Source organism: Paenarthrobacter sp. TAF1 (genome assembly GCF_052113825.1).
GTDB classification, from domain to species: domain Bacteria; phylum Actinomycetota; class Actinomycetes; order Actinomycetales; family Micrococcaceae; genus Arthrobacter; species Arthrobacter nicotinovorans.
In genome coordinates this window covers 41163-66778 of record NZ_JBFRDO010000009.1, presented here as the reverse complement: position 1 = coordinate 66778, position 25616 = coordinate 41163, and the positions used below count along the sequence as shown (strand labels likewise).

General features: G+C 64.2%; 24 protein-coding genes, 1 tRNA gene and 1 riboswitch. Of the genes, 13 read left to right on the top strand and 12 right to left on the bottom strand.

What is annotated here, in order from left to right:
- Positions 1–11: 11 nt before the first annotated feature.
- From AB4Y81_RS13375 to AB4Y81_RS13360, 4 genes are all read right to left on the bottom strand, one after another.
- Positions 12–1184, bottom strand: coding sequence for a N(5)-(carboxyethyl)ornithine synthase (locus AB4Y81_RS13375; protein WP_441996073.1), 1173 nt, complete (start codon positions 1182–1184; stop codon positions 12–14).
- Entirely contained in the window at positions 1181–1315 is a 135-nt protein-coding gene (locus tag AB4Y81_RS13370) for a hypothetical protein (RefSeq protein WP_011776304.1), read from the bottom strand. The genes AB4Y81_RS13375 and AB4Y81_RS13370 overlap by 4 nt, the downstream gene beginning before the upstream one ends.
- A 169-nt stretch (positions 1316–1484) precedes the next feature.
- Positions 1485–1555 (bottom strand) — tRNA-Gly (locus AB4Y81_RS13365).
- A 100-nt stretch (positions 1556–1655) separates the two neighbouring features.
- A complete protein-coding gene (locus AB4Y81_RS13360) occupies positions 1656–3221 on the bottom strand; it encodes a M15 family metallopeptidase (RefSeq protein ID WP_441996072.1) in 1566 nt (521 codons plus the stop codon).
- 216 nt (positions 3222–3437) lie between these two features.
- Between AB4Y81_RS13360 and AB4Y81_RS13355 the strand changes: the two genes are divergently transcribed.
- The gene (locus tag AB4Y81_RS13355; protein WP_018778172.1) at positions 3438–3875 is read left to right on the top strand and encodes an SRPBCC family protein; all 438 of its coding nucleotides are present in this window, start codon (positions 3438–3440) and stop codon (positions 3873–3875) included.
- On the opposite strand, the gene AB4Y81_RS13350 is transcribed toward AB4Y81_RS13355, so the two are convergent.
- Positions 3872–5749 carry a CAP domain-containing protein gene (locus AB4Y81_RS13350; protein WP_441996071.1) on the bottom strand — a complete coding sequence of 626 codons (1878 nt, stop codon included), beginning with the start codon at positions 5747–5749 and terminating at the stop codon, positions 3872–3874. The two genes, AB4Y81_RS13355 and AB4Y81_RS13350, sit on opposite strands and share 4 nt — an antisense overlap.
- A gap of 175 nt (positions 5750–5924) precedes the next feature.
- Here AB4Y81_RS13350 and dcd point away from each other — a divergent pair, with 175 nt between their 5' ends.
- Both dcd and AB4Y81_RS13340 read left to right on the top strand, forming a co-directional pair.
- On the top strand, positions 5925–6500 hold the full coding sequence (gene dcd, locus AB4Y81_RS13345; RefSeq protein ID WP_011776299.1) for a dCTP deaminase: 576 nt from the start codon (positions 5925–5927) through the stop codon (positions 6498–6500).
- Between the two features lie 432 nt (positions 6501–6932).
- Entirely contained in the window at positions 6933–7688 is a 756-nt protein-coding gene (locus AB4Y81_RS13340; protein ID WP_318257123.1) for a hypothetical protein, read from the top strand.
- A gap of 101 nt (positions 7689–7789) precedes the next feature.
- Here the strand turns inward: AB4Y81_RS13340 and AB4Y81_RS13335 are convergent, their stop codons facing one another.
- The 3 genes from AB4Y81_RS13335 to AB4Y81_RS13325 form a co-directional block, all read right to left on the bottom strand.
- Positions 7790–8989, bottom strand: coding sequence for a cation:proton antiporter (locus AB4Y81_RS13335; RefSeq protein WP_039243100.1), 1200 nt, complete (start codon positions 8987–8989; stop codon positions 7790–7792).
- A 5-nt stretch (positions 8990–8994) separates the two neighbouring features.
- Complete coding sequence (locus AB4Y81_RS13330) at positions 8995–9477, bottom strand: cation:proton antiporter regulatory subunit (protein WP_018778177.1); 483 nt, start codon at positions 9475–9477, stop codon at positions 8995–8997.
- 65 nt (positions 9478–9542) lie between these two features.
- Positions 9543–10946 (bottom strand): MFS transporter, encoded by a 1404-nt coding sequence (locus AB4Y81_RS13325; RefSeq protein ID WP_441996070.1) that lies wholly within the window; start codon positions 10944–10946, stop codon positions 9543–9545.
- Between the two features lie 199 nt (positions 10947–11145).
- On the opposite strand from AB4Y81_RS13325, the gene AB4Y81_RS13320 reads away from it, so the two are divergent.
- Genes AB4Y81_RS13320 through mnhG form a run of 6 tightly spaced genes read left to right on the top strand, consistent with a single transcriptional unit; the run spans position 11146 to position 17460 of the window.
- On the top strand, positions 11146–14181 hold the full coding sequence (locus AB4Y81_RS13320) for a Na+/H+ antiporter subunit A (RefSeq protein ID WP_441996069.1): 3036 nt from the start codon (positions 11146–11148) through the stop codon (positions 14179–14181).
- The gene (locus tag AB4Y81_RS13315) at positions 14178–14678 is read left to right on the top strand and encodes a Na(+)/H(+) antiporter subunit C (RefSeq protein WP_018778180.1); all 501 of its coding nucleotides are present in this window, start codon (positions 14178–14180) and stop codon (positions 14676–14678) included. Before AB4Y81_RS13320 ends, AB4Y81_RS13315 begins: the two co-directional genes overlap by 4 nt.
- Complete coding sequence (locus AB4Y81_RS13310) at positions 14675–16243, top strand: Na+/H+ antiporter subunit D (protein WP_039243098.1); 1569 nt, start codon at positions 14675–14677, stop codon at positions 16241–16243. The genes AB4Y81_RS13315 and AB4Y81_RS13310 overlap by 4 nt, the downstream gene beginning before the upstream one ends.
- The gene (locus tag AB4Y81_RS13305) at positions 16240–16806 is read left to right on the top strand and encodes a Na+/H+ antiporter subunit E (protein WP_018778182.1); all 567 of its coding nucleotides are present in this window, start codon (positions 16240–16242) and stop codon (positions 16804–16806) included. The genes AB4Y81_RS13310 and AB4Y81_RS13305 overlap by 4 nt, the downstream gene beginning before the upstream one ends.
- Positions 16803–17081 (top strand): monovalent cation/H+ antiporter complex subunit F, encoded by a 279-nt coding sequence (locus tag AB4Y81_RS13300; RefSeq protein WP_018778183.1) that lies wholly within the window; start codon positions 16803–16805, stop codon positions 17079–17081. Before AB4Y81_RS13305 ends, AB4Y81_RS13300 begins: the two co-directional genes overlap by 4 nt.
- Positions 17071–17460 carry a monovalent cation/H(+) antiporter subunit G gene (gene mnhG / locus AB4Y81_RS13295; protein WP_018778184.1) on the top strand — a complete coding sequence of 130 codons (390 nt, stop codon included), beginning with the start codon at positions 17071–17073 and terminating at the stop codon, positions 17458–17460. The genes AB4Y81_RS13300 and mnhG overlap by 11 nt, the downstream gene beginning before the upstream one ends.
- Before the next feature lie 92 nt (positions 17461–17552).
- Here mnhG and AB4Y81_RS13290 read toward each other — a convergent pair whose 3' ends face one another.
- Positions 17553–17801: a DUF4235 domain-containing protein gene (locus AB4Y81_RS13290; protein ID WP_441996068.1), complete on the bottom strand. Its 249-nt coding sequence runs from the start codon at positions 17799–17801 to the stop codon at positions 17553–17555.
- A gap of 26 nt (positions 17802–17827) precedes the next feature.
- Positions 17828–18505 (bottom strand): NUDIX hydrolase, encoded by a 678-nt coding sequence (locus AB4Y81_RS13285; RefSeq protein ID WP_441996067.1) that lies wholly within the window; start codon positions 18503–18505, stop codon positions 17828–17830.
- A gap of 225 nt (positions 18506–18730) precedes the next feature.
- Positions 18731–18867: riboswitch (TPP riboswitch) on the top strand.
- Positions 18868–18943: 76 nt separating this feature from the next.
- Here AB4Y81_RS13285 and AB4Y81_RS13280 point away from each other — a divergent pair.
- From AB4Y81_RS13280 to AB4Y81_RS13270, 3 genes are read left to right on the top strand one after another with little or no spacing between them, the layout of a single operon-like run.
- On the top strand, positions 18944–19564 hold the full coding sequence (locus AB4Y81_RS13280; RefSeq protein WP_018778187.1) for an ECF transporter S component: 621 nt from the start codon (positions 18944–18946) through the stop codon (positions 19562–19564).
- Positions 19564–21135 carry an ABC transporter ATP-binding protein gene (locus AB4Y81_RS13275; protein ID WP_441996066.1) on the top strand — a complete coding sequence of 524 codons (1572 nt, stop codon included), beginning with the start codon at positions 19564–19566 and terminating at the stop codon, positions 21133–21135. Before AB4Y81_RS13280 ends, AB4Y81_RS13275 begins: the two co-directional genes overlap by 1 nt.
- On the top strand, positions 21132–21926 hold the full coding sequence (locus tag AB4Y81_RS13270) for an energy-coupling factor transporter transmembrane component T family protein (protein ID WP_018778189.1): 795 nt from the start codon (positions 21132–21134) through the stop codon (positions 21924–21926). The genes AB4Y81_RS13275 and AB4Y81_RS13270 overlap by 4 nt, the downstream gene beginning before the upstream one ends.
- Here AB4Y81_RS13270 and AB4Y81_RS13265 read toward each other — a convergent pair.
- Both AB4Y81_RS13265 and AB4Y81_RS13260 read right to left on the bottom strand, forming a co-directional pair.
- Positions 21923–22522: a GNAT family N-acetyltransferase gene (locus AB4Y81_RS13265; protein WP_441996065.1), complete on the bottom strand. Its 600-nt coding sequence runs from the start codon at positions 22520–22522 to the stop codon at positions 21923–21925. The two genes, AB4Y81_RS13270 and AB4Y81_RS13265, sit on opposite strands and share 4 nt — an antisense overlap.
- A gap of 29 nt (positions 22523–22551) precedes the next feature.
- Positions 22552–24675 carry a penicillin acylase family protein gene (locus tag AB4Y81_RS13260; protein WP_441996064.1) on the bottom strand — a complete coding sequence of 708 codons (2124 nt, stop codon included), beginning with the start codon at positions 24673–24675 and terminating at the stop codon, positions 22552–22554.
- A 102-nt stretch (positions 24676–24777) separates the two neighbouring features.
- Between AB4Y81_RS13260 and AB4Y81_RS13255 the strand changes: the two genes are divergently transcribed.
- Positions 24778–25503, top strand: a complete 726-nt coding sequence (locus AB4Y81_RS13255) for a siderophore-interacting protein (protein WP_441996063.1) — start codon at positions 24778–24780, stop codon at positions 25501–25503.
- The last annotated feature ends 113 nt before the right edge of the window (positions 25504–25616 follow it).

Sequence of the window (25616 nt, the reverse complement as noted above, 5' to 3'; positions counted from 1 at the left end):
TCTGCGTGGGGCTATCGTGCCAGAAGCTGGGCCACCGGCAGGTGCGGGTACTCCGGGGAGCGGCCCTGGAACTCAAGGATGTCCGGATTGCGGATGACGCCGTCGCGGATTTCGATGGCACGCGAGATGGTCTCGTTGGCATCCCACCCGTCCGGGCCCGCCACCACAGTGTCCAGGAAGGGCAGCAGGGCCTCGCTGATTTCCCAGCTGGCCGAGTTCCAAAGATAGGACGGGCTGTGGTCCACCGCGTAGTAGTTGACGTGACCGCCGACGCGGAACATCGGCTCGTCGAACGTGGTGGTCCGCGCCCAGCTGAATCCCATGCCTTCATCGCAGGAAACGTCGACGATCAGACTGTCCGGCTGGAACTCCGTCAGGTCTTCGGTCCGCAAGTACGTCAGTGGAGCGTTCGGGTCCTGCAGGGTGCAATTGACCACGATGTCCGCCGCGGCCAGGAACGGAGCCAAGGGCCTGCGCCCGTTGTCCGTGATGACCTCGCTGAGGAACGGAGCCTTGCTGTCGTGGTCGAACTGCACGATCCGCACCGAATGGATGGGGGACCCGACGGCGGCAACGCCCCGGTTGGTCAGAACCTGGACGTCATGGACGCCGTGGGCATTCAGGGCCGTGACGGCACCGCGGGCAGTGGCACCGAAACCGATCACCACAGCACTGAGCCGGCGGCCATAGTCACCGGTTGAACCGGTCAAAGCCAATGCATGCAGTACCGAGCAGTACCCGGCGAGCTCGTTGTTCTTGTGGAAAACGTGCAGGCCAAAACCGCCATCGCCGGCCCAATGGTTCATGGCCTCGAAGGCGATGAGTGTGAGCTTCTTGTCGATGGCCAATTGAGTGATGGCCCGGTCCTGCACGCAGTGGGGCCAACCCCAGAGCGTCTGGCCGTCGCGGAGTTCAGCGAGATCCTGGGCCTGCGGCTTGGGCAGGAGGATGACGTCGCTGTTGGCGAGCAGTTCCTGGCGAGTGCCGAGTCCGCCCACCAACGATTCGAGCTTGCTGTCCGGGACACCGAAACGCTCGCCGTAGCCATGTTCGAAACGGAGTTGCCGGCGCACTTCCGGGGCTATGCGCTCCAAATGCTGCGGGTGGATGGGGAGGCGCCGCTCGTTCGGCTTCAGCGAGGTAGCGAGGACGCCTATGCTCAGCTGGCCGTTGGCCGCGGTCACTTCTTGTTGCCGGTGGAAGGCTTTGCGGCCTCAGTGGCGGAGGACTCGGAAGCCCTCTTGTCCGCACGTTTTTCCTTGATGGATTTACTGGATTTCTTTGATGCGGTTTGGCGCGGTGATTTGTCGCCCATGATTGCTCCCTAGAGCGGAACCGAAATGGCTCCTGACTCCTGACGATACACCTACCCGGGTTCCGGTGCCCCGGCGCTGCCCGCACGGGCGCGCTGCGGCGGGAGCCGCCGTCGGGCCTTATTGTCACGAAAAATGAACCCCGGATCCAGAAGGATCCGGGGTTCGCTGAGCGGGCGACGGGAATCGAACCCGCGTATCGAGCTTGGGAAGCTAGCGCTCTACCATTGAGCTACGCCCGCGCTGCCCGACGGAAATCAATCGGGCGAGTCCTAGCTTAGCGCAGTTGCGGCGCCGCCCAGGACAGCCACTCCGTCCGGCCGAACGTGCCCCGGCAGGTCCTCATTTGAACAGCTTCATTGAGCCCCAGCCGTTGCCCACTTGGCGTTGCGGACCCCAGACTCCGAGTCCCAATCCGTAGTCCACCAAATACCCGTCCACGGTCTGGGCGGTAATGCTGCGTGTACCTGGACCTGACAAGCCGAAGCCAGGCACCAAGGCCTTCATGGTTCCCCACCCCGAGCCGATGGTGCTTGGCTGACCTTTGAAGCCGCCAACTCCATTGCCTGGGTAACTGAGCAGAAGTCCGGAGGATGTGGTGGCCAGGATGTCGTTGGCGCCGTCCGCGTCCCAATCGGCCATGGTCAGCCCCAGTCCCGCCCAGCCGGTTCCGATGTCCACCCGGTAAGTCAACGCCCGGCCGGAGGTGTTGGGGTAGTAGCGCAGGCCGCCGTCGGGGAAATACCCCACGACGCCCGGGTAACCCTGGTCGCTGGACCACTTGCCCACAGTGATGGTCATGGCGTCCCAGTCGCCCGTGCCCACCACGATCTGGGTCGAGAAAGCGCCGCCGGGCCATCCCTTGAACAGGCCCAGGGTGCCGTTGTTCCATTGCGCCAGAAGGTCATAGACGCCGTCCGAATCCCAATCCACCACGAACGCCTGCTTCAGTCCCGTCCAGTTGGAGCCAATCTGTCCAGGAACGCCGTAGCCACCTCTCGGCAGCGCGGGGTAGCGAAGCAGCCGCCCGGCAGCGTCCGCGGCCACCAGGTCCGCGCCCGAGGTGATGCTGGCATGGACGCTGGGGTTTCCGGAGAAATACTGTTCCAAAGTGGCAAAGCCACGGAGCTTCATATCCGTTGCCAGATCCACTCCGACGTAGCGCAGGTGCCACGGTTCGTAGCTGTACCCGGTGATGTTGGTGTAGCCGTTGGGGTACCGGACGATGAAACCGTATTTGTACGCGTTCGCTGCCACCCACATGCCGGCGGCAGTGTCACCGAAGCAGGTGCTGAGCCCACACGAACCGTTGGCATTTCCGACATCCACGGCAAGACCGGTTTGGTGCTCACTGTAGCCCGGCCTTGCCGAGATCAGGTCCGCCTGCGCCTGGCCGTAAAGGTTCACATAGGACGAGTACACCTGTTGTTGCTGGGCGTAAGAACGATAGCCACTCACGACCGCCAGCCCGCCGGTCCCGGCATCCGCCGCACCCTGGAAAAGCCCATTGAGCCACGCTGCAGCTTCGGCCCGGAGATACTGTCCCGAGCCACGCGCGTTCACCAGATCTGCCGGGGCATAGGTGGCAGGGTTCAGGGGGCGGGACTTGTTCACAAGGACGGACAAGTTGGCAGGATCACCCGCGGGATCGAGGCCAGGCAGCGGATTGGCGGTCGAAGGCACCTGCGCTTTTACGGCGGCGGCGTTCACGACGGCGGCGCGGTGGGCCGTGACTCCGGCTTCGGAAACGTACCGGGTCGCCTGAGCCGTGGGTGCCGCGCTGGCCGGGGCTGCCGCGTCGGCCGCGGGAGCGAGGGCGGCCGCCAGCACCAGGGCGAGGAATACAGCGCAAGCCGCCACCCGGCGTCGGGCGTTTCTTGGTGTTCCCGGTCGGTCTTGAACCTGCATGACCCCCCCCAGTGGAATTGTCCAGCGGCTGGCACTCTACCCGGCCATGGAAGGCGTGTCAGCAGTGCGCGGGAAAAAATCGGCAGGTAACCATTCGGTCAAGGCTCGGAAGTCGTGTGTCGTCACCGCACCGGGCTGACTATTCTGAACTTGTTAGCTGCTGCGTATGGGGAACCCGGCTACGACATTTGAACCGTAGGCCGAGAGAGGTTTTCCGTGGCATTCGCAGCCAATGAAGTGGTGATCAGTCGGGACGCCATGACCGTTTACGGTTTCCTCATGGACGGGATGAACAACTCACTCTGGCGTTCAGACGTGCGAAGCATCGCGCTTAGATCAGGCGTTCGCGGCCAAAAGGGTGCGTTGTACCAGCAGACCGTCGCCGGACCTGGTGGCCGGCCCATCGCAGCCGATTTCACCATTACCGAGGCCCGCCCCGGCGCGGAAGTCCGGTACGCCGTCGTAGCGGGACCCGCCCGACCAACCGGCGGCTACTACCTCAGCACCGAAGGCGATACCACCCGGCTGCGCTTTGCCCTTGAATACCATCCCAAAGGTCTGCGCAAGCTCATGAACGGGATGATCCAGAAGGCCCTGGAGGTTGAAGTCGGCCAGTTGGAACGGCTGAAGGCCGCGATCGAATCCAGCTCCTAGCTGGCGAACCTCAGCCCGCCCCAACCATTGCCAATCGTCACCGGCGTAGTGAGGCGTCCCGAGGTCAGGTCCCAGTACTCCACCATGCCATTGCGGTCCAGGCCCGCCACGCCCACCGAGCCCGGTCCCATGAGGCCACTCAAAGCCCGCAACCCTGTGTAGTCCGTCCACGCGCTGCCCACTACGGGGCGTGATTCCTGTTTCGGTGTACCCAGGCCGCTGCCCCGGTACAGGCGCAAGGTGCCGTTCGGCTCGGTGCTGAGCAGGTCCTGGAAGCCATCGGCGTTGTAATCCACCATGGTCACCCGGACAGACGGGTTGCCGGTGCCAATCGCAGACTGGCTGCGGATGTAGGCCAAGCCCGTGTTCTTGTACAGATACAGGTTGCCGCCCTGGTCCATGGCGACGATCTGGGGAAGCCGGTTGTTGGCGCACCACGTGCCCACCGAAATGTTCAAGGTTCCCCAGCCCTGGCCCAAGACCACCGGATCCTTGAAACCGCCCGTTTGAAGGCCCGGATACACCAGGAGCGCCCCGTCCAGCCGTTGATAGAGCAGGTCGAAGACCCCATCGCGGTCCCAGTCCACCACAAACAGCTCCTTGAGGCCCACGAATCCGGCACCAATCCGCTTGCCCAGGCCAAATCTGCCGTTACCCCAGGACGGGTACGCAACGACGGAACCGTCGGCGGCGATGGACACCAGGTCGGCAGCACTGCTGATTGCCGCGGCACTCAAATCGACCGTTGGGGGTTGGTGCTTGGACCCTGGTTCGCACACCGCCACAGGGTCAGTGGGTGGTGTCACCGTTCCACCCGGGCTGGTGGTGGTTCCGGCGGGCAACGTTGTGTAGCCGAAGAAGTTGACCACGCCCCACAGCGTGTACCGGGTGGGCGTCGTCTGCCAGTTGCCGTCCGTGTAGGTGATGCCGATACCCATCACATTGAACCTGGGGTCCCGCAGCAAAGCATCGTGGCCCGGGGAGCCCTTCCACCACTCCACAAGTTGCGCCGCGTCGCGGTCCCAGCGGACTGCAATGACCTCCCCCGCTCCATTGTTCGGATTCATCGCCCGCGGGTCCGTCCAGAAGTTGGGCCGGTGCTGGATCACCTCACGGGTAGCGATGTTGTTTGACCACTCCTGCGCCAGGTTGGCAACCGTGGCGTGGTACTTCACCGGAGCGAGGCCCAACGATGCGCGGTAGCTGTTGATCGCATTGAACACCGTGAGGATCGCTGCGCTGTTGTTGTCGGGGAGGAGCGCCAAAGCGCCGTCTTGGAGATTGGGGTCGTGGCCCGGAGCCTTGCCGGGGAACGGGCTGGGGGAGCCGGTGGCGGGGGTCGCGCCGGGATCGGCCGAGGGGGTTTGCGTTGGCGTTGACGATGGTGTCGGCGTCGGCGTTGGCGTTGGCGTGGCTGTTGGTGTTGGCGCGGCTGTTGGCGAGGGCCCTGCGGCCTCGGCCGTCGGCGTCGTTGCGGCGGCGCCACTGTCTGCCGTCTCTTCCGACGTCGGCCGCGTTTCGACCGGCGGGGTCGTGGTACCAGTGGCGCTCGGGCTGGGATCCGAGGGATTGTCCGGTCCCCATGACGGTCCGATTTCCGGCACGGGAGGCGGTGTCTCGAAAACCGGATCGACGGCGATCGGCCCGCCATCCGAGGCAGGATCCCGCGCGGGAGGAGGTGTCAGCGTTGCTGGCGCTGCAGGCGTTGCGGAACTGGAGGACCCATCGACGGCGGGGGTCGCCACTGCAGGTGCGGGAGCCGCCGTCGGGCTTTCCTCAGGTGCCGACAACCCGGACGGGACACTGGACGATGCTGTGGTGCTTGCGCCGGGAACCGCCTCCGTTGCCGGCAGGATCTGGCTTGATGCGGCCATGCAAAGCGCCAGCGCGCCAGCCAACACAATGGCGGCAGGCGCTGCCAGTTTGTTCACAATTACCCCGCGGATGCTCGTTGCCCCCAAGTACGGGCGCGGCTTTACCTGTCCGGGAACTATAGTCCCATGAGGCTGTCCGGACAATGCGTTCGGTATTTGGGGTATTTTTGATGACGTGCTGATCTCTGACCGCGACATACGTGCCGAAATAGACTCCCAACGGATTGTTCTTGAGCCGTACGATCCCGCGATGGTGCAGCCGTCTTCCGTGGACGTGCGTATCGACCGGTTCTTCCGGCTCTTCGACAACCACAAATACGCGCACATCGATCCCGCCGAGGAGCAGCCCGAGCTGACCAGGCTCGTGGAGGTGGAAGGTGACGAACCCTTCATCCTGCACCCTGGAGAATTCGTGCTGGGTTCGACCTACGAGACCGTCAGCCTGGCCGATGACATTGCCGCACGCCTGGAAGGCAAGTCCTCCCTGGGGCGCCTCGGCTTGCTGACGCACTCGACGGCAGGGTTCATCGATCCGGGATTCTCCGGACACGTGACGCTGGAGCTCTCCAACGTGGCCACGCTCCCCATCAAGCTCTGGCCGGGCATGAAGATTGGCCAGCTGTGCTTCTTCCGCCTCACTTCCTCGGCTGAGCACCCTTACGGCTCCGGCGAATACGGCAACCGCTACCAAGGACAGCGCGGCCCGACCGCCAGCCGCAGCCACCAGAACTTCCACCGGACGTCCATCTAGCCCCCTTTTGCGCTGAGGGGTGAGCTTTGGGCTCTTTGGGTGGCTCCTTTTGCGCTGAGGGGTGAGCTTTGGGCTCTTTGGGTGGCTCCTTTTGCGCTGAGGGGTGAGCTTTGGGCTCTTTGTGAGGGGCGTTTTCGGTTGAGATCTTGCTCCTCGGCGCGCGCTGAGTGCGGCACTATTCCTCCACACTGTGGGTAACCGCCCAAAGGACGACCAAGGCATCCCAAGGCGTGCAAACAATGGCTGATGAGGTTGTCTCCGCCGCTTCCGCCCCATCTCCAAGGTCGCTCGTTCACCCTGGCCGAGCAACGTGCGGCCGGCCTTCCGGATCATCGTGCCTGGAACAGCGATCTCCAGGTCGCCAGCAGGGGCATCCGTGTTCCCTGGGGCGAGGAGCAAGACCCCGCACACACCGCGAGGCTCCTCACAGCAGTGAGCGATGGCGCGATTTGCTGCCATGAAACGGCCGCGATGCTGTGGGGGTGCCCGCTGCCGTGGGATCGGCAGCAGGATTTCCTGATTCATCTGACCCGCACGGACGGCGCCTTCAGGCCGCAGCGAAAGGGTGTTCGTGGCCATCGGATGGTGCTGGGCGAATTCGACGTCGCATTCATGGACGGCATTCCGCTGACGAGTCCTTCCCGGACATGGCTGGATCTCGCCGCCGTGTTGCCGTTCGAAGACCTGGTGGCAGCGGCCGACCATTTCATCTGCAGCCAGACCAGAAGCTTTGGACACAATCGGCTTCCATTCTGCTCAATACAGGATCTGAGGAATCAAGTAGGCAGACATGCGGGCGCACGAGGCATCCGGAAGGCCCGGGCCGCGCTGGAACTCGCGCGCGTTGGCGCAGATTCAGCCCCGGAGACGCGTCTCCGCCTGGCGATCGGCCGCAATTTCCTGCCGGAACCGACGTTGAGTTACGTGGTTTTGGATGCGTGGGGCCGCGAGGTTGCGTGGCCGGATCTCGCCTTTCCGGAATACAAGGTTGCGGTGAATTACGACGGCGTGCATCACCTCAGCGCCGCCCAACAGGAATCCGACTTACGGAGGGAGGCGGCACTCGCTGCAAACGGATGGATCTCTGTCGTCATTACTGCCAGTCATGTCCAAGAGCACGGCTATGACGGAGTTGCCCGTCTTATTCGGGAGGCTCTCATAAAGGGTGGGTGGGCATCGAGGAGGTAGCTCTCGAGGCTTTCCCAGAGGGTTTTGGGGTGGGATGTCGCCCCTCGGTGAGGGGTTTGGGGTGGGATGTCGCCCCTCGGTGGAGGCGAGGGGTGGCGACGTTACGCCGGTGCGCGGTCCGTGGTCCGGGGTGGAGCTTTCGGGGTTCTGCGGATGGCCTTGACGACGGGTTCCACGAAGCGGGCGGCCAGCGGACCTACGATGGCCATGATGAGGACGTAGGCCGTGGCCAGTGCGGCGAGTTCTCCAGGAACCGCCCCGGAGGCGACAGCCAAGCCGGCGATGACGATGGAGAACTCACCACGGGCAATAAGCGCAGCGCCCGCACGGAACCGGCCGGGCATCGCGATACCGGCCCTTTTGGCAGCCCAGATCCCCGTGAGCATCTTGGTGGCGGCAGTCAGCACCGCCAGGAGGAGGGCCCAGCCCAGCACAGGGGGAATTGAGGTGGGGTCGGTGTTGAGGCCGAACGCCACAAAGAAGATCGCAGCGAAAAGGTCGCGCAATGGTTCAAGGATGCGGGTGGCATTGTGGGCGGTAGCGCCGGATATGGCGATGCCCAACATGAACGCTCCCACGGCTGCGGATACCTGAAGGGCCGATGCGATTCCGGCCACCAACAGGGCGAGTCCCAGGACATTGAGCAGGAAGACCTCGGAGTTTTCGCTGTGAATAGCCTGCGAGACCCGATGCCCGTGCTTGAGGGCGATCACCAGCACTACCGTGACCACTGCCAGTGCAATCCCCACCGTCTGCAGTCCGCCCAGGAACCCGACGCCGGCAAGGATGGCGGTGAGAATGGGCAGGTAGATGGCCATCGCGAGGTCTTCGAAAACCAGGATGGAAAGCACCACAGGCGTTTCGCGGTTACCGATTCGGCCCAGGTCGGTAATGACCTTCGCGGCGATGCCGGAAGACGAAATATAGGTGACACCGCCCATGACGATGGCCCCTACAAGACCCCAGCCCAGCAGGACGGCAAGGCCTGCGCCCGGAAGGAAGTTGAGCACGAAGTCCATGACGCCCGCTTGCCAGGACCGGCGAAGGCCCGTGACCAGCTCTGAAGCGGTATATTCCAACCCGAGCATAAGCAGCAGGAGGATGACGCCCATCTCGCCTGAGAGATGCGCGAACTCGTGCATGCCATCCAGCTTGACCAAGCCCCCGGCACCGAAGGCCAGGCCACCCACGAGATAGAGGGGAATGGGGGACATGCCGATTTTGCCCGCTAACCGAGCCAGGAGGCCGAGGCAGAACACGACGGCCCCCAGTTCAATGAGGGCTAGTGCGAGCGGATCCATACCCGTCAGCCGTTGCGGAGGATGTCGGCTGCCGAGTCAAGTCCTTCCTGGGTGCCGACCGCTACGAGCAGATCACCGGTGTGAAGTACGACGTCGGGCGCCGGCGAGGGGACGACCTCACCTTCGCGCATGATCGCCACGATGGAGACGCCACTGCGTGTGCGGATTTGGGCCTTGCCCATGGCCTGGTTCACGAATGGAGAATCAGCCGTGATGGAAAACTGTCGTGTGACGATACCGGGGACCTCGCGGTGCGCCTCGGCCAGGCGCATGGCGATGTGCTGTCCGCCCAGGAGGTTCCCCAAAGTCGAGGCTTCATCCGCCGTCAACGGGATGGAGGCCTGGCACGTATCCGGGTCATCCCACGTCGAGACGAAAAGCTCGGTTTCGCCCTCGCGCAGTTCCACCACGCCAATACGGCGGCCGGAGGCCGTCACGAAGTCCTTCCGGATGCCAAGGCCCGGAAGTTCGGTCTCATCCACGTTCATAGCTCCACCCTAAACTCTGTTGAACCGGTCCGGTACGTTGTTGACGCCCAACCGGCCCTATGTAGTTAACGCTCTGGTACGACTGCTATTTCCACTTTGGCCGGTGGCTTCACGGGCAGAATGACAAGGAGTCCCGCCAGGAGCACAACCATGATCCCCAGGATGCCCCAGCGTTGGGCTTGCCCGGCGGCAACGAGCGGTGAGGCGATGGTGATGCAGAGTGTGAACAGCGTGGGGGCAAGGAAACTGACGGCCCTTCCCGTTGTGGCGTACAGGCCGAACAATTCGCCCGATTCTCCAGCCGGGGCAAGCCTGGCAAGGTAGGCCCTGGAAGAGGACTGGGCGGGACCTACGAAAAGGCAGAGCAGAAGCCCGAAGACCCAGAACGTTGCAGAACCGGGCCATGGGTTGCCGAAGAAGACATAGTCTTCGTTGCCGAGGACCAGGATGAAGGTTCCCGCGGTCAGCAGCCCTATCAGGGACAGGATGATGACAGCCTTGGGGCCGATCCTGTCGTCCAGGAAACCGCCGATCACAGCACCAACAGCAGCCACGACGTTGCCGAAGATGGCGAAGAAGATGACTTCTTTGAGCTCGAAACCGAAGGTGCCCGCCGCGATCACGCCGCCAAAGGTGAACACGGCGGCCAGTCCGTCGCGGAAGATGGCGCTGGACAGAAGGAAGTAGATGGTGTGCGGACTGGTCTTGTAGATGGCCCCGATACGCCGGATCAGCAATCTGTAGGAGGCGAAGAAGCCCAAGGATGAGGTGTCCTTCTTCACGGATACCTCAGGGACGGCAAACATCACGGGCAGGGCGAAGATAAAGAACCACAGGGCTGAGAAAACGGCGACCAACCGTATGTTGAGCGAGTCCTGGGTGGAGGCTCCGAACCAGTCGAAGGAAGGCTGGACAAAGAGCTGCAGGACCAGCAGAAGCGCCACGATTCCGCCGAGGTAACCCATGCCCCAGCCGAAGCCGCTGACCTTGCCAATGTTCCGGGGTGTTGAGATCTGGGCCAACATGGCGTTGTAGTTCACGCCGGCAAACTCGAAGAACACATTGCCCATGGCGATCAGGCAGACACCCAGGAGCAGGAATTCCGGCCGGGGGAAGACGAAGAAGCACAGTCCCGTGAGCAGCGCCGTCGCGGCAGTGTTGACTCCAAGCCAGAGTTTCCGCCTGCCCCCGGCGTCGGAACGCTGCCCGGTGACCGGTGCCAGTAACGCGATGGCCAGGCCGGCAATGGCCAGCGCGGCACCCAAAGCGGCAGATGCGGCGTCTTCTCCGCCGAACGCATTGGACGTGAGGTAAACCGTGAAAACAAACGTCGTCATGACCGCGTTAAAGGCAGCCGAACCCCAGTCCCAGGAAGCCCACGCCAGGATTTGCCCCTTTTTTGAGGCGACGGGACCCGTGGCGAGCTCGGATGTCGGGTGGGAGGCTTCGGGAACTGCGGCCGCGTTCATAGTGTGAATGCTATAGGTGCAGGGAACGCTGCGCGCGGATGACAGACCGCGTTGTGAACAACCCCGGGTGAACAGCGGGCGGAGCGGAAAAGTGGCCAAAAACTGTCCTGGCCCCTTGATAAACTAGGTAAACCGAACCCAACGTATGACCGCCTGCTCCAACTTTTGACAATTCGTTCCTGACTTTGCGGAGAAAACAGTGATCACAGTTCTCGCCATCACCTTTGCAGCGGCAACTGTGGCGCCCTTGATCTTCCGCTCACTTGGACGAAATGCGTTCTACGTGCTGGCCGCCGTCCCCGCAGCCGCTTTCGTCTGGTTGGTCCTCCAGTACGGCCCCGTATATTCCGGTGGCGGCATAGAGGAAATCCTGCCGTGGATTCCGAGTCTGCAGCTTGAACTCGCCTTCCGCATGGATCCCTTGGCGTGGGTCATGTCCCTGCTGATTCTGGGTGTCGGTTCGCTGGTGCTGGTTTACTGTGCCCGGTATTTCAAGAACAAGGATCCTGGACTGGGCGGTTTTGGTGCCCAGCTCCTGGCCTTTGCCGGAGCCATGTTTGGCCTTGTGACCTCCGATGACCTGCTGATGCTGTTCATCTTCTGGGAACTCACCACCATCCTGTCCTACCTGCTCATCGGCTACGCCCGCACCCGTTTGGCAGCCCGCCGGTCAGCCCTTCAAGCGCTGATGGTCACCACCGCTGGTGGCCTGGCGATGCTCGTAGGCCTGATCATCGTGGGCCAGGCCGCAGGCACCTACCGCATTTCCGCCATTCTGGACCAAGCCGGGACGCTCATAAGCGGACCCATGCAGGGCGCCGTGACCACCGCCGTCGTACTGATCCTGGTGGGTGCCATCACCAAATCCGCACTGGTCCCGTTCCACTTCTGGCTCCCCGGCGCGATGGCGGCTCCGACGCCGGTCAGCGCCTACCTGCATGCGGCGGCCATGGTGAAGGCCGGTATCTACATCGTCGCGAGGCTCGCTCCGGGTTTTGCTGCCTCGGAATTCTGGCTGCCGGTGGTGCTGGGACTTGGTTTGGCTACCATGCTTGTTGGCGGCTACCGCGCGCTGCGGCAGACCGACATCAAACTCATCCTTGCTTACGGCACCGTCAGCCAGCTCGGTTTCCTGACCATGGTGGTGGGGCTGGGCCGGCCCGACGCCGCGCTGGCCGGTTTGGGGCTGCTGCTGGCCCACGGCCTGTTCAAAGCTGCGTTGTTCCTGGTGGTGGGCATCATCGACCACCAATCCGGAACGCGCGACATCCGCAAGCTCTCCGGCGTCTTCCGCTCGTCCCGCGCCCTGGGCGTGGTTGCAGCGATTGCCGCCGCATCCATGGCCGGTGTTCCTCCGCTGGCAGGTTTCGTCGCGAAAGAGTCGGTCTTCGAAGCGTTCGTTCACTACGGAACCGGCCACGACGCCCCTGCCTGGGGGATCTGGATCCTGGTGGGCCTTGTCATCGGCTCGATCCTCACCTTCGCCTACAGCGCCCGGTTCATGTGGGGAGCCTTCGCCGTCAAGCCCGGCGTGGAGCCCACCCCGTTCAAACCGATCAAGCCCGCCTTCCTCGCCGCCCCCGCCATCCTGAGCCTGCTCACCATCGTGTACGGGCTGTGGCCCGCGCCGGTGGACACCTGGGTCCAGCCTTACGCCGCGCTGTTCGCCGGCGGACCGGACGCCGTCGACGCCGGACACCTGGCTTTGTGGCACGGGTTGACGCCTGCTTTGGGCCTGACCGCGGTCACTTTCGTGCTGGGTGCGGCCATGTTCTACGGACGGAACCTCGTTGCCCGCGCCCAGGGCCTGGTGCCCGACTGGGTGGATGGCGATCGCGCGTACCAAAACACCATTGGTGCCTTGGACGATGTGGCCGTCTGGGTCACGGGCCGCACGCAACGTGGTTCGCTGTACTTCTACCTGGCGGTAATCCTGACTGTCGCCTTCGCGGTTCCCTTGACTGCCATGCTCATGGCCAACAAACCGCTGCCTGACGGCATCTACTTCATCGACCCCAACTCACCCCTGCAGCTGGTGGCAGGAGCCGGAATCGTAGTGGGGGCGCTGGCCGCAGTTCGGGCCAACAAGCGCTTCCTCGCCGTGCTCATGGTGTCGGTCACCGGTTACGGCATCGCCCTCATGTTTGCCCTTCAGGGTGCCCCCGATCTGGCTTTGACGCAGATGCTGGTGGAGACCATCGTGCTGGTGGCCTTCGTGCTCGCGATGCGGAGCCTTCCTGCGGAATTGCGTGACAGGACAGGCGGCCGGCTCAGGGTGATCCGCGTGATCATCGGTGCGGCTTTCGGCATCACCATGATCTTCGTTGCCATCTACGCGATGGGGGCCCGCGTTGCTACTCCGGTTTCCCTGGACTTCCCGCGCCTGGCCTACGAAGGCGGCGGCGGGCTGAACGTGGTCAACGTGACCCTCGTGGACATCCGCGCCTGGGATACCTTCGGCGAAATCTCGGTCTTGGCGATCGCCGCCACGGGTGTGGCGAGCTTGATCTTTGTCCGGAGCCGCGGTGACCGCATCAAGACCTCCGAGGCCGTACCGGAAGGCAGCGTGGGGCGCCGTACCGGCGTCGAACGTGATTCCCGGGCCGGCGCCACGCTCGCCGTCGCCAAGAAGTTCACGGATGTTACCCGCGACGCCTGGCTCGTGGCGGGCCGTACCCTGGCCCCCGAGCGGCGTTCGATCATTTTCGAAGTCGTCACCAGGCTCATCTTCCACTCGATGATTGTCTTCTCGATCTACCTCCTCCTCGCAGGACACAACCTGCCGGGCGGCGGGTTCGCCGGCGGCCTGACCGCCGGGCTCGCACTGACCATCCGCTACCTGGCCGGCGGACGGTTCGAGTTGAGCGAAGCTGCGACAGTCAGCGCCGGAACACTTTTGGGAACGGGACTTGCGACGGCGGCAGCGTCCGGTTTTGTCCCGTTGTTCCTGGGCGGACAGGTCTTCCAGAGCGCGATCATCGAGTTCTGGCTGCCCGTCTTCGGAGACGTCAAGTTCGTCACGTCCACCATTTTCGATATCGGCGTGTACATCGTGGTGGTGGGATTGGCGTTGGACGTCCTCCGCAGCCTTGGTGCCGAGATCGACGAACATTTTGAAGGCAAGGGCGCGCCCCTCACCGAGGAAGAGGCAGCCGAGCAGGCCGGGGTGTCGCAGGAAGCCGGACTGGCCCAGGAAGCTGCCCAATCCGTCGCGTCCGGGAAAGGTACGGCATGAGCATCAACCTGACCCTGCTGATCGTCATGGGCGTCCTGTACGCCTGCGGAATCTACCTGATCCTGGAACGCAGCCTCACCCGCGTGCTGCTCGGGCTGATGCTCTTGGCCAACGCCACCAACATCCTGATCCTGAGCACCGGAGGGTATGCCGGCCTGGCGCCCTTCTTCACCAAGGAAACCAATCCGGATTCCTACAGTGATCCGCTTCCGCAGGCACTGATCCTGACCTCGATTGTCATTTCGTTCGCGGTCACGGCATTCATGCTCGGCATCATCTACCGCACCTGGGTCCTGGCCCGCCAGGACGAAATCCAGGACGACCTCGAAGACGTCCGCGTGGCAAAGACCCCCAGCTTCGACGCCGAGGACGACGCAATCGTGCCCTTGGAAACCTCGGAGTTCGCGGTCACCCCGTCCAGCACCTCGGACAGGAACCACCCGGAAGCCACAGAAACCCCCAACACTTCATCAACGCAGGAAGGAGGCAGCGCGTGAACCTCGCAAACCTGTCGCCGCTGGCTGTCCTCCTCCCCATCCTGGGCGCCGCGCTGGCGTTCCTCCTGATCCGGCACCAGAGCGCCCAACGGTTGGTCAGCATCGGCATCCTCAGCACCACGTTGCTGCTGGAATGCCTCCTGCTCTTCTCCGTCTGGTCCGGGGGCACAACCTCCGTCACCCTGGGCGGTTGGCTGCCGCCATGGGGTGTGGTCCTGGTGGTGGACCAGTTCTCCTCGCTCATGCTGGTGGTGTCCACAGTGGTGAGCCTGGCGGTTCTGGTCTACGCCACCGGCCAGGGCATGGCCGACGGCGACCACGAAGCTCCCGTGTCGATCTTCCACCCCACGTACCTGATCCTGGTGGCGGGAGTCTCCAACGCCTTCCTCACCGGGGACCTTTTCAACCTCTACGTCGGCTTCGAGATCCTGCTGACAGCAAGCTACGTGCTCATGACCCTCGGCGGGACGGGTCCGCGTATCCGTGCCGGCGTCACGTATGTGGTGGTCTCCGTAGTGTCATCTGTCCTGTTCCTTATCGCCATCGCCATGATTTACGGGGCCACCGGCACCATCACCATGGCGGATCTGGCCATCAAGCTGGCAGAGCTGGACCAAGGCACGCAGAACCTGCTGCATGTGATGCTCCTGGTCGCCTTTGGGATCAAGGCCGCCGTGTTCCCCCTGTCCTTCTGGCTTCCTGACTCCTATCCCACGGCACCGGCCCCCGTCACTGCGGTGTTCGCCGGGTTGCTGACCAAAGTGGGCGTCTACGCCATGGTGCGGACGGAGACCCTTTTGTTCCCCGGGGATACCCTCAACGTTCCCCTGATGGTGGTGGCGCTACTAACCATGGTTGTCGGTATTCTGGGTGCCCTTGCCCAGAGCGACATCAAACGTCTGCTGTCCTTCACGCTGGTCAGCCACATCGGGTACATGGTGTTCGGGCTGGCCATGAGCTCCGTAGCGGGCCTGGGTGCGGCAGTGTTCTACGTTGCCCACCACATCACCGTGCAGACCAGCTTATTCCTGGTCACGGGACTCATAGAACGCCGGGGAGGCAGCTCCTCCATTGACCGCTTGGGCGGCCTGGCCAAGCTGTCGCCGTTGCTGGCGTTGCTGTTCTTCGTACCGGCCATGAACCTGGCGGGCATTCCTCCGTTCTCAGGCTTCCTTGGGAAGCTGGGTCTTCTGCAGGCCGGCGTGGAGCTCGGAACCCCACTGGCGATCGTGCTGGTAGTGGGCGGCGTGGTCACCAGCCTGCTGACGTTGCTGGCAATAGCCCGTGTGTGGAACAGGGCGTTCTGGCGCAAACCAGAGGATGCCGAGTACCCGGATCCCGTGTTGATGACCCCCGGCAACGTCGGAGTACTGCCGCGGACCATGGTAGGTTCCACTGCGGCGCTGGTGGTGTTCGGGGTGGCGCTGACAGTGTTCGCCGGTCCGCTCTTCCAGGTTGCGGACGGTTCCGCGGAGATCATGCTGGACCGCTCGGCCTACATCCACTCGGTACTGGGTGACTCTGTCGAGGTGCCCCCGCTGGCGCAGAATGGCGGTACGAAATGAGCCGCAAGCCGATCTCGTTCCGCACGGAACTGCCGCTGCTCATCTGGCTGGTCATCGTATGGGGTGCGCTGTGGCGTGACTTCAGCCCGGGCAACCTGCTTTTTGGCGCGCTGATTGCCGTGCTGGTGGCCAAGTTCTTCTACCTCCCGCCTGTGGAGCTCAGCGGCAGGTTCAATGTCCTGCGTGCTGTTCCGTTCGCCCTGATGTTCGTCGCGAAAGTGGTGGCAGCGAGCTTCCTGGTGCTGTACCTGGCGGTGGTCAAGGGACCCAAGGTGCGCAGCGCCGTCGTCGCTGTTCCGTTGCGAAGCCACTCGGACCTCATGGTGACGGCTACAGGGCATGTCATCTCGCTGATCCCCGGCTCGCTGGTGGTGGAGGTGGACCGCTCCACCTCCACGCTCTATTTGCACGCGCTGAACATCTACGAAGAAGCGGACATCGACAAGATCCGCCGGGAGACGCAGAACATTGAGGCAGGGCTGATCCGCATCATGGGAACGCGGGAAGAAGTCGAGGCCCTGAAGGCAGAAGCCCGGCCCGGCATGGAAGGGGCAACGCTGTGAAGGAATTTGTTCTGGTGGCCACGGCGGTGATCCTCAGCCTCGCCGCTGCAGGTGCGATCGTGCGCATCGCGATTGGCCCATCTTTGCTTGACCGCGTCCTTGCTTCCGATGTCCTGCTGGCCATCCTTGGTGCTGCCCTCGCCATCGACATGGCCGTGAACCAACACCTCAACAACCTGATGCTGCTGGTGGCCCTCGCGGTGATCGGTTTCATCGGCTCCGTGACGGTTGCCCGGTTCGTGGCCGAGCGAAGGGAGCAAAGCAATGAGTCCTGACGCCACCGGAGTGGACTTGGTCATCGACATGGTGACCGCAGTGTTCCTCATAGTGGGCGCGCTGATGTCCCTGGGTGCCGCGATCGGCTTGCTGAGGTTCCCGGACCTCATGAGCCGCATGCACGCAGCCACCAAGCCGCAGGTGTTGGGCTTGTTCCTGATGCTCGCAGCGATCGGCCTGCAGATGCGTACTTGGTGGGTGTGGCCCGTCCTGCTGGTGGCGTGGATTTTCCAACTTCTCACCGCGCCGGTGTCCGCCCACATGGTGGGGCGCTCCGCGTACCGGACCAAACACGGGCACCGCGAGAAGCTCACCAAGGACGAACTCGAAGCCGTGGTCCAAAGGGCCGCCGCCGGCCAGGAGCCCTCCGAACCTTAAAGCAACGCGGGGTCACTTATGGCCCATTACCCCCATGGGGATGGGCCATAAGTGACCCCGCGTTGCTTGTTGGGTGATGCTTAGACGATGTCCTACGACTTCGCGAAGCGGGCAATCGCCCGCTGGGTGCCGCGGCTGGCAAGGACCTGGATCAGCGTGCTCACGAAAGCGGAAATCAGCGCGAAGGTCAGAGCCGAGCGGAGGCTCGTCTCCATGTCATCGTTGCCTGTGGGCGGCTTGTTGCCCGTGGCCTTTTCCCAGCCTTTGTTGACGAGTTTGGTACCGACAAAGCCTGCACCGAGGCTTACCCCGGCGCCCAGCAGCTTGAAAAAGAGGTTCATGCCACCAGCCTAGCTGCACGGCACGGCTACCCGCGGTTTTCCCGCTCCTTGAGAAACGCTGCCAAGGACCCGACCGGAGCCAGAACCGGGACGACCGGGTGCTCGGCGGACCACACTGCCTCTACGGAATCGAGGACAGCGATTTCCTTCAGCAGATAGTAGGTGGGTGGCATCAGCTTCAACTGCCCTGCGGCTTCCGCTTCCAGGACTCCGGACACCGGCATCCACAGCGACTGCCAAGCCTCCGTGGTTTGATGCCGGGGCTGCGCTTCCGGTGCCGGCTTGGCCACATAGAAGTAGGTGTCGAAGCGCTTGGGCATGTCTATGGGCGTGATCCAGTTGGCCCAGGGTCGCAGCTCTCCGGGCTCGATGGCCAGCCCGGCTTCTTCCTGGACTTCGCGGATTGCTGCCGTGAGCACCATTCCCGCGTTCCTCTCCGCCAACGCTGTGTCCGCGGAAATCGAACTCTGCGCCCAGGACAACGCATGGCTGCGCAGCAGTTCCCCGGGGTAGTCCCAGCCGGACTGATCCACAGCGTCCACCCGGCCGCCCGGAAAGACCACCATTCCTGCCGCGAAGTCCATGGTGCTGACTCTGTGCTGGACAAATGCCTCTAGCCCCGAGGGGGCGTCGCGGAGCAGAATCACGCTGGCAGCGAGGCGTGGCTCGGCCACGGGTGCGTGGGAGCCTGGAAGATCCGTCATCAGGCCATTCTTGCAGGTGCGTTGTGGGGCCTGCTGTGCGTGTTTAGGCGTGGGGATAGGGCGCAGAGTGGGCCTCGCAACGCACCCTCGTTTGTTGTGGGGCCTGGTGTGCGTGTTTAGGCGCGGGGATAGGGTGCAGAGTGGGCCTCGCAACAGGATTGTGACCGCGGCCCAGAGCCGGCCGTACGCGGAGGTGTAAACTGAACCCGCCCATCAGGGCAGATTTGATAACGACAGGGGAGCGCCGCCGTCGGACCTTGCAGCGATGCAGGAGACGCGAGGGCGCTGAGAGTGCGGACAGCCGCAGACCCTCGAACCTGATCCGGTTAGTACCGGCGCAAGGGAGTCGAGCTTCTCAGAGTGTCCGGAGCCGGACGGCGCAAGCCAGGCGGATTCCGGGGAGCACTTTCCCCTCCTGTAACCTCAGGAGGCAGAAAAATGACCACGGTAAACGTGAAGAAGACCAGTTATAGCTGGCGTGTTGTAGACATCGTGGTGGCGGCCCTCATCGCCATCGCCGGCGGCGTGATCTTCTGGGCCTGGTCCCAGGGCGCGGCACTGGTATCCATCCCCATGAATGCGGCGTACCCGCCCCTTACCGGCCTGATCGCCGGTGGCTGGATGATCCCCGCAGTCCTGGGCATGCTCATTATCCGAAAGCCCGGCGCAGCTCTTTTCTGCGAGGCCGTCGCAGCCACGGGTGAGCTCATCATGGGTTCGCAGTACGGCACCACGGTGCTCATCTCCGGCATCCTCCAAGGCCTTGGCGCCGAGCTCATCTTCGCCGCGTTCCGCTACAAGAAGTTCAACCTGCCCACGGCACTCCTCGCGGGCGCAGGCGCGGGCCTCTTCTGTGGCCTGAACGATTCGTTCCTGCCCTGGGGCTGGAATATCGCCTACGAGGCCATCGACAAGCTGACATACATCACCTTCACCACCATCTCCGGTGCAGTGATCGCCGGCGGACTGTCCTGGATCGCCACCCGCGGTCTGGCCACGACGGGTGTCCTGAGTTCCTTCGCGTCGCGGAAGGCCGCTTCGGAGCCAGTCTTCAACTGATGCCTGCCACACACAGCGGCACGGTCCGGCCTGCCGCCATCTCCGCCGAGGGGTGGGGATGGCGGCATGCCGGCCGGGCCCAGCCTGCCATCCAGGGCCTTGACCTCCGCATTGAACCGGGGGAACGCGTCCTGTTGCTGGGCCCTTCGGGGGCCGGCAAGTCCACGCTCCTGCACGCCCTCGCCGGGGTGCTGGGGGACGAGGAAGACGACTCTGACGAGACCGGTTCGCTGCTGATCGACGGCGTTACCCCCCGCGAGCAGCGTGGCCGCGCCGGGCTGATGCAGCAGGATCCCGAAACGCAGGTGGTTCTCTCCCGGGTGGGCGACGACGTCGCCTTCGGCGCCGAGAACCTTGCCGTGCCGCGCGAGGAGATCTGGTCCCGGGTGCATGAAGCGCTCGACGACGTCGGCTTGCGTACCGCATCAGGCGGCGGTTTGGCATTGGACCACCCGACGGCGGCACTTTCCGGGGGACAGAAGCAGCGCCTCGCGCTGGCCGGCATTTTGGCGATGCGGCCAGGCTTGATCCTGTTGGACGAACCCACGGCCAACCTCGATCCTGCAGGGGTCCTCGAGGTCCGCGACGCCGTGGCCCGCTGCCTGGACAAGACCGGCGCCACGCTGGTGGTGGTGGAGCACAGGGTGTCCGTGTGGAAGGACCTGGTGGACAGGATCGTGGTCCTGCAACCCGGTACCGCAGGCCCGCAATCAGGCACCCCGGGAGTCCTCCTGGATGGTCCGCCGGAGCAGGTCCTCACCCAGGCGCGCTCCATGCTGATGACGGCGGGCGTGTGGGTTCCCGGCTACGTTCCCGCCACAAGGGCGCGTGCCCGGACGTCCGGGACAAACGAACTCCTCCTCGCAGCACAGGACCTGGCCGTGTCCCGGGAAAAGCCCAGGCGGAAGCGCTTCCGAACCATCCCTCCGGTTCCGGTGCAGAGGGACATCACCGCCCAGGTCCGTGCTGGCCAGGCGTTGACCATTACCGGGCCCAATGGTGCCGGGAAGTCCACTTTTGCGCTGACGTTGGCCGGCCTTCTGGCGCCGGTGGACGGCATGGTGAGCGCCGGCGTCGACCTTTCGGAGGGGGCGGGCATCGACCCGTACAAATGGAAGGCCGATCAGCTCATCTCCAGGATCGGCACGGTCTTCCAGGAACCGGAGCACCAGTTCGTCACGGGCAAGGTCCTGGATGAGCTCATGTTCGGTCCCAGGCACCTGGGCCACGGCGGGGAACGCGTGGACGAATTGGTGGAGCGGCTGAGGCTCTCCCATCTGGTGGATGCCAATCCCTACACCCTGTCCGGCGGTGAGAAACGCAGGCTTTCAGTGGCTACGGTGTTGGCGGCGCACCCGAAGGTACTCGTCCTCGATGAGCCCACCTTCGGACAGGACGCCAATACCTGGGCCGAACTGGCCTCGTTCCTCTCGGAGTTGCTGGACGCCGGTACCGCCGTGGTTTCCGTGACCCACGACCAGGAATTCAGTGCCGTACTGGGCGGGACGGAACTGCGGCTCGGGCCGGTGTCCCAAGGTGAGACGGCCCCCCAGGAAGCGGGTGCGGTATGAGGGACGCCCTGAACCTGCGCGGCAACCACGCACTCCTGACCCGGGCAAACCCGTTGGCGAAGTTCGTGGCCGTCTTCCTTATCTCCCTGGTGCTGGCCCTGTCCATCGACTGGGTTTCCGCGTCCACGGCTCTCCTCGCGGAACTGGCCCTCTTCCCCTTGGCCGGCCTCACCCTCCGCCTTCTCTGGCAGCGCGCCTGGCCGCTGATCATCGCGGCGGCGATAGGGGGCTGGAGTACCGCGATTGTCGCCGCTGACAGCGGCGCAGTACTGCTCGACGTCGGACTCTGGTCCATCAGCGAAGGTTCCCTTGAGCTGGGGCTCGGCTTCATGCTGCGCGGTTTGGCGATCGCCCTCCCCGCGATCCTGCTGATGTCCTGCACCGACCCGACGGACCTGGCGGACGCACTGGCCCAGAAGGCAAAGCTGCCGCACCGATTTGTCCTCGGTTCCCTTGCCGCCATGCGGCTGGTGGGCCTCATGGCGGAGGAGTGGCAGACCATCGGCATGGCCCGGCGCGCCCGCGGTGTCGGCTCGCAGGGAAGCCCGATCCAGCGCCTCAAAGCGACGCTCGGACAGAGCTTCGGGCTGCTGGTCCAGGCCGTCCGGCGGGCTTCGCGGTTGGCCGTGACCATGGAAGCCCGCGGTTTCGGCGGGGGACAACGGACGTGGGCGCGTGAGTCCACGTACTCGCTGATGGACGTCTGGGTGGTACTTGGCGGCGTGGCCATAGCCGGAGGCGCCGTCCTCACGGCTTTGGGCGCCGGAACGTGGAGCTTCGTGTGGCGTTAGCGGGCCGGTAGCTCCTGGATTTCGTCGAAATCTGCGCGGGTGAGGAAGCCGAGCTGGGCCTCCTTCTCCTCGAGCTGGATGATCGGGCCGAGTTCGAAGCACGTCGCTTCAAGCCGGCGCAGGGCTTTGGCGTTGCGTGAGTCTGGCTCCACGATGATCCGGTCCTTGCCCGGGAGCGAGAACATGTACCTGATAAGGGAGGTGCCGAGCCTGGGGGTGAAGTGCGGAATGGGGCGCGTTGCCGGTGCCAGCAGCAGATGCATCCCGATGTCCGCCTCGCGGGCGGGGTAGGCCTCGCCCACGGGATCGTGCAGTGGTTCGTATGTCTGGAACAGGGCCAGGGGCTCGCCGTCGAGGAGGGCCAGGAAAGCGTGGTGCGTGTCCAGTGAGTCAAGGAATCCGTAGATTTCCAGCACTTCCTCTTGGGACTTCTCCGTCATGCCCCAGAACCTGGCGCGGGGTTGCTTGACCCATTCGAAGATGAGCCCGATGTCTTCGCTGGGGACCAGCGGGACAAGGCGCAATTCACCCCAGCCTTCGAGGTTCTCGGAGTAGGCGGTGGTGCGGACAGAGAAGTCCTGGGTGGCGGTGCTCATGTGTTCCTTCGGTAGGCGGGTGTCTGGTGTCAGTTCGGGTCTTTGGCCAGGGCGGACCAGTCCGTGGTTACAGGGACCATCCGGCCTTCGCTCCAGAGCGGGAGCTGGTCCGCGAAGTGGCTGTGGCCGGGCGATCCGGCGGCGCCGAAAGGCACAATCCACCGGCTGTTCTCCCGGCAGTCCAGGTCCCAGACGTAACGGGCCACAGGTCCGCGGAAGCTTCGGTCGTCCACTCCAGGGAGGCTTTCGGTGCTCAGCACGCAGCCGGTGTCTCCACTGAGGGCGGCTGTGGGCGCCGCAGCGGCAAGGGTTTCGGGGAGCACATGGATTGCCAGCAGCGTGTGCCGGTCACCCCAGGACCCGCCGTCCAGCAATGCTTCTTCCAATGCCGTGGCTTCCAACGCCGCCGCTGCCTCCACGGAGACGGCGATGCCAAGTTCGGAGCCGCGGGCCAGCAGGGTCTCCAGTGCGAAGCCGATGCGCGATGCCACGGACAACCACGGGCCAAACAAGGGGGAATAGCCGCTCGGGGTGTTCAGGGGAGCAAGAGCGGCATGCCGTCCGAGGCGCTGGACCAATGCACTGCGCCAGGCAGCGAAAACGGCCGCGGGATGGCTGCCGGCGTCCATCCGGCCATCCCACGCCAACAGCTGTGATCGTAGTTTCCTAGCCTCGTCGGACAGCCCGGTTGTCTCCAGTGCAGCCAGGATCTTCCGGAAGAACGGCCACGGACCGAGCAACGTGTCGGTATGGATTCCCTGCATGGTGTCGCCGGACAGCGTCCCTGCCGGCGCGGACTCCAGCAATTGTTGGATGCGCAGCGCCCGGTATGAGGGGGCGAACTCCATGGCCACGGCGTCCCCACCACCGGCTGCCCGATCGTTCGCGCTGACGGCAAACTGCCGGACCTCGGTGCGGGGCAGCGCAACATAAGGTCCTTCCCAGGCATGGCGTGGTGACAAGGCCGGTGTGGGCAGCCGACGGTTCGCCGGGTTGCGCTGCGGAACCAGTCCGGCGACGAAATGCCTCACGGCCCCGGATGAATCCGCCGCCACCACACTGTTGACGGGCTCCACCCATGCATCGAATGCAGCTTCAACGTCAGCGACGCTCCGGCTCCTCAACAGCGGCAGGAGGGCCTCAAAACCCAGCCGCCCCTCAACCCGCGCGGGAAAACGCAGGCTCAGCGCACCGCCGTCGGGCATTTCCGAAATGACGGGGCCGCGGGCAGTCTCGATCACCTCAACGGTCACCGCGTCGCCACCGCGGACGCTGATGGTCTCGGTACTGACGACGGCGGGTTCCCAACCTTCCGCTCCGTGCGCCTCGATGCGTTCGCCATTGCTGTCGGTGATCCGGCGGAGTTCTTCCAGAAAGAGGTCCTGGTAGTCGGCCATCGCATTCGTGACGGCCCAGGCGGCATGGCCTGTGTGGGCGAAGTGCGGCAGCCCTGGCACTCCGGGGAACGCGAAGCCTGCGACGTCGAATTCGGGGCAGGCCAGCCGCACCTGCTGGTACACGCCGGGCAGTTCCATAAGGCGGTGCGGGTCTCCGGCGATCAAGGGCAGGCCGCTCGCAGTCGTGGAACCGTGGGCGGCCCAGGCGTTGCTGCCGGACCAGACTGGAGCTTCGATGCTGAACAGGTCCACTGCATCTTCCCCGAGAGTCCGCGCGACGTGGGCGCGGAACAGCTTGTTGGGAAAGGTGGAGAAGAGGATGTGGTGCACCAGGAAGACTCCCAGCGGTGTCCACGGAAGCCAAGGCTCAGGGGCGCAGCGGGCTTCGTCGAACTCGGGACCGCCACGAAGGCCGTCGGCGAGGGCCTGGTTGATGCCGGCAACGTACTGTCCGCACCAGCGTTGCGTTTCGTGGGGGAGTTTGTCGAAGCAGCGGCGCGCGGTGTCATCGAGCCGGGCCTGCCGGGCGAACCGGTCCCAGACCACGGCGTCGGGCCCCAGCACTTCGGCGACTCGGCCTTCTGAACGCCAGCGCTCCAGTTCGATCTGCCAGGACCGGTCCGTCGCGGCGTTCCGGCCTTGGAGGAAGGCGAGTTCGTCCGCGGAGTCAGCCCACAGGTGCGGGATTCCCCAGGTGTCGCGGTAGGTTCCGGTGCCGCCTGCCGGGGCGGATTGTTGCGTCAGGGCAGGCGTCATGATGTCAGGCCGCTTTCGAGCTTAGGTTAGGCTTACTTAAGTTCAAGATAAATGGCTTTGGCCCCGGGCACAAATCGTGGGCCATTCGTGAAGGAGTGCTGCTTGAAGCGCAATTGGGAAGGTGTCGTCCTGAAAGTCATGGGCGCCAAGGATTTCACCCTGCAGGTCACCGCCCGGGAAGAAATCACCCCCGACTTCCTTCGCGTGCACGTGCGCGACGGCGGGCTCCTCAAGGCCAGCGGCCTGCACCCGACCATGTGGATCCGCCTCTGGTTCAACGACTCCGGCAAGGCCCACCAGCGCGCCTACACCCTGGTCAACGCGGATCCGGAGGCTGGCACGTTCAGCATGGACTTCGCCATGCACCGCGGGGTGGCAGCTGATTGGGCCCGCACCGTCCAGGCCGGCGACACCATCGACGCCACAGTCCAAGGCAGCTCCTTCGCGTTCCCGCAGCCCGCGCCGCGCCGCATCTGGGTGGTCGGCGATCCTGCCTCACTTCCGGCCATCAACTCGCTCCTGGACGCGCGGGGACCGCACAGCACACCGGTCACCGCCTGGCTCGAATACCAGCACGACGCCGACACCACGCTCGCCGTCCGGACGTCCGGCGACGACGTCGTCACCTGGATTCCGCGCAAACGCGACGGCGCCTCACTGGTTGAGGAAGTCTGCGCGGGGCTGGCACCACAGGCCGTGTCAGCGACGGATGACTTCTTCTGGGTCGCATGCGAGGCATCCAGCACCCGTGCCATCGTGAAGCACCTGAAGAAGGAACTCGGGGTGGATAAGCATCGGATTGACGCTTTGGGGTACTGGCGGGCATAGGGAACTGAACCCACCGCCGCAGTGAGCGGCCCCGATGAGGCGAGTGCCGCCGTCGGGCTATATATCGCACAATACGGGTAGGGTGTGACGTTTGCCGCCTAAACGGTGTTTTG

Excerpts from the sequence above, each read along its gene's own strand:
- AB4Y81_RS13370 (WP_011776304.1), bottom strand. The coding sequence starts at position 1,315 with ATGGGCGACAAATCACCGCGCCAAACCGCATCAAAGAAATCCAGTAAA.
- AB4Y81_RS13360 (WP_441996072.1), bottom strand. The coding sequence starts at position 3,221 with ATGCAGGTTCAAGACCGACCGGGAACACCAAGAAACGCCCGACGCCGG.
- AB4Y81_RS13350 (WP_441996071.1), bottom strand. The coding sequence starts at position 5,749 with ATGGCCGCATCAAGCCAGATCCTGCCGGCAACGGAGGCGGTTCCCGGC.
- AB4Y81_RS13335 (WP_039243100.1), bottom strand. The coding sequence starts at position 8,989 with ATGGATCCGCTCGCACTAGCCCTCATTGAACTGGGGGCCGTCGTGTTC.
- AB4Y81_RS13330 (WP_018778177.1), bottom strand. The coding sequence starts at position 9,477 with ATGAACGTGGATGAGACCGAACTTCCGGGCCTTGGCATCCGGAAGGAC.
- AB4Y81_RS13325 (WP_441996070.1), bottom strand. The coding sequence starts at position 10,946 with ATGAACGCGGCCGCAGTTCCCGAAGCCTCCCACCCGACATCCGAGCTC.
- AB4Y81_RS13315 (WP_018778180.1), top strand. The coding sequence starts at position 14,178 with ATGAGCATCAACCTGACCCTGCTGATCGTCATGGGCGTCCTGTACGCC.
- AB4Y81_RS13305 (WP_018778182.1), top strand. The coding sequence starts at position 16,240 with ATGAGCCGCAAGCCGATCTCGTTCCGCACGGAACTGCCGCTGCTCATC.
- mnhG (WP_018778184.1), top strand. The coding sequence starts at position 17,071 with ATGAGTCCTGACGCCACCGGAGTGGACTTGGTCATCGACATGGTGACC.
- AB4Y81_RS13290 (WP_441996068.1), bottom strand. The coding sequence starts at position 17,801 with ATGAACCTCTTTTTCAAGCTGCTGGGCGCCGGGGTAAGCCTCGGTGCA.
- AB4Y81_RS13285 (WP_441996067.1), bottom strand. The coding sequence starts at position 18,505 with ATGACGGATCTTCCAGGCTCCCACGCACCCGTGGCCGAGCCACGCCTC.
- AB4Y81_RS13280 (WP_018778187.1), top strand. The coding sequence starts at position 18,944 with ATGACCACGGTAAACGTGAAGAAGACCAGTTATAGCTGGCGTGTTGTA.
- AB4Y81_RS13275 (WP_441996066.1), top strand. The coding sequence starts at position 19,564 with ATGCCTGCCACACACAGCGGCACGGTCCGGCCTGCCGCCATCTCCGCC.
- AB4Y81_RS13270 (WP_018778189.1), top strand. The coding sequence starts at position 21,132 with ATGAGGGACGCCCTGAACCTGCGCGGCAACCACGCACTCCTGACCCGG.
- AB4Y81_RS13265 (WP_441996065.1), bottom strand. The coding sequence starts at position 22,522 with ATGAGCACCGCCACCCAGGACTTCTCTGTCCGCACCACCGCCTACTCC.
- AB4Y81_RS13260 (WP_441996064.1), bottom strand. The coding sequence starts at position 24,675 with ATGACGCCTGCCCTGACGCAACAATCCGCCCCGGCAGGCGGCACCGGA.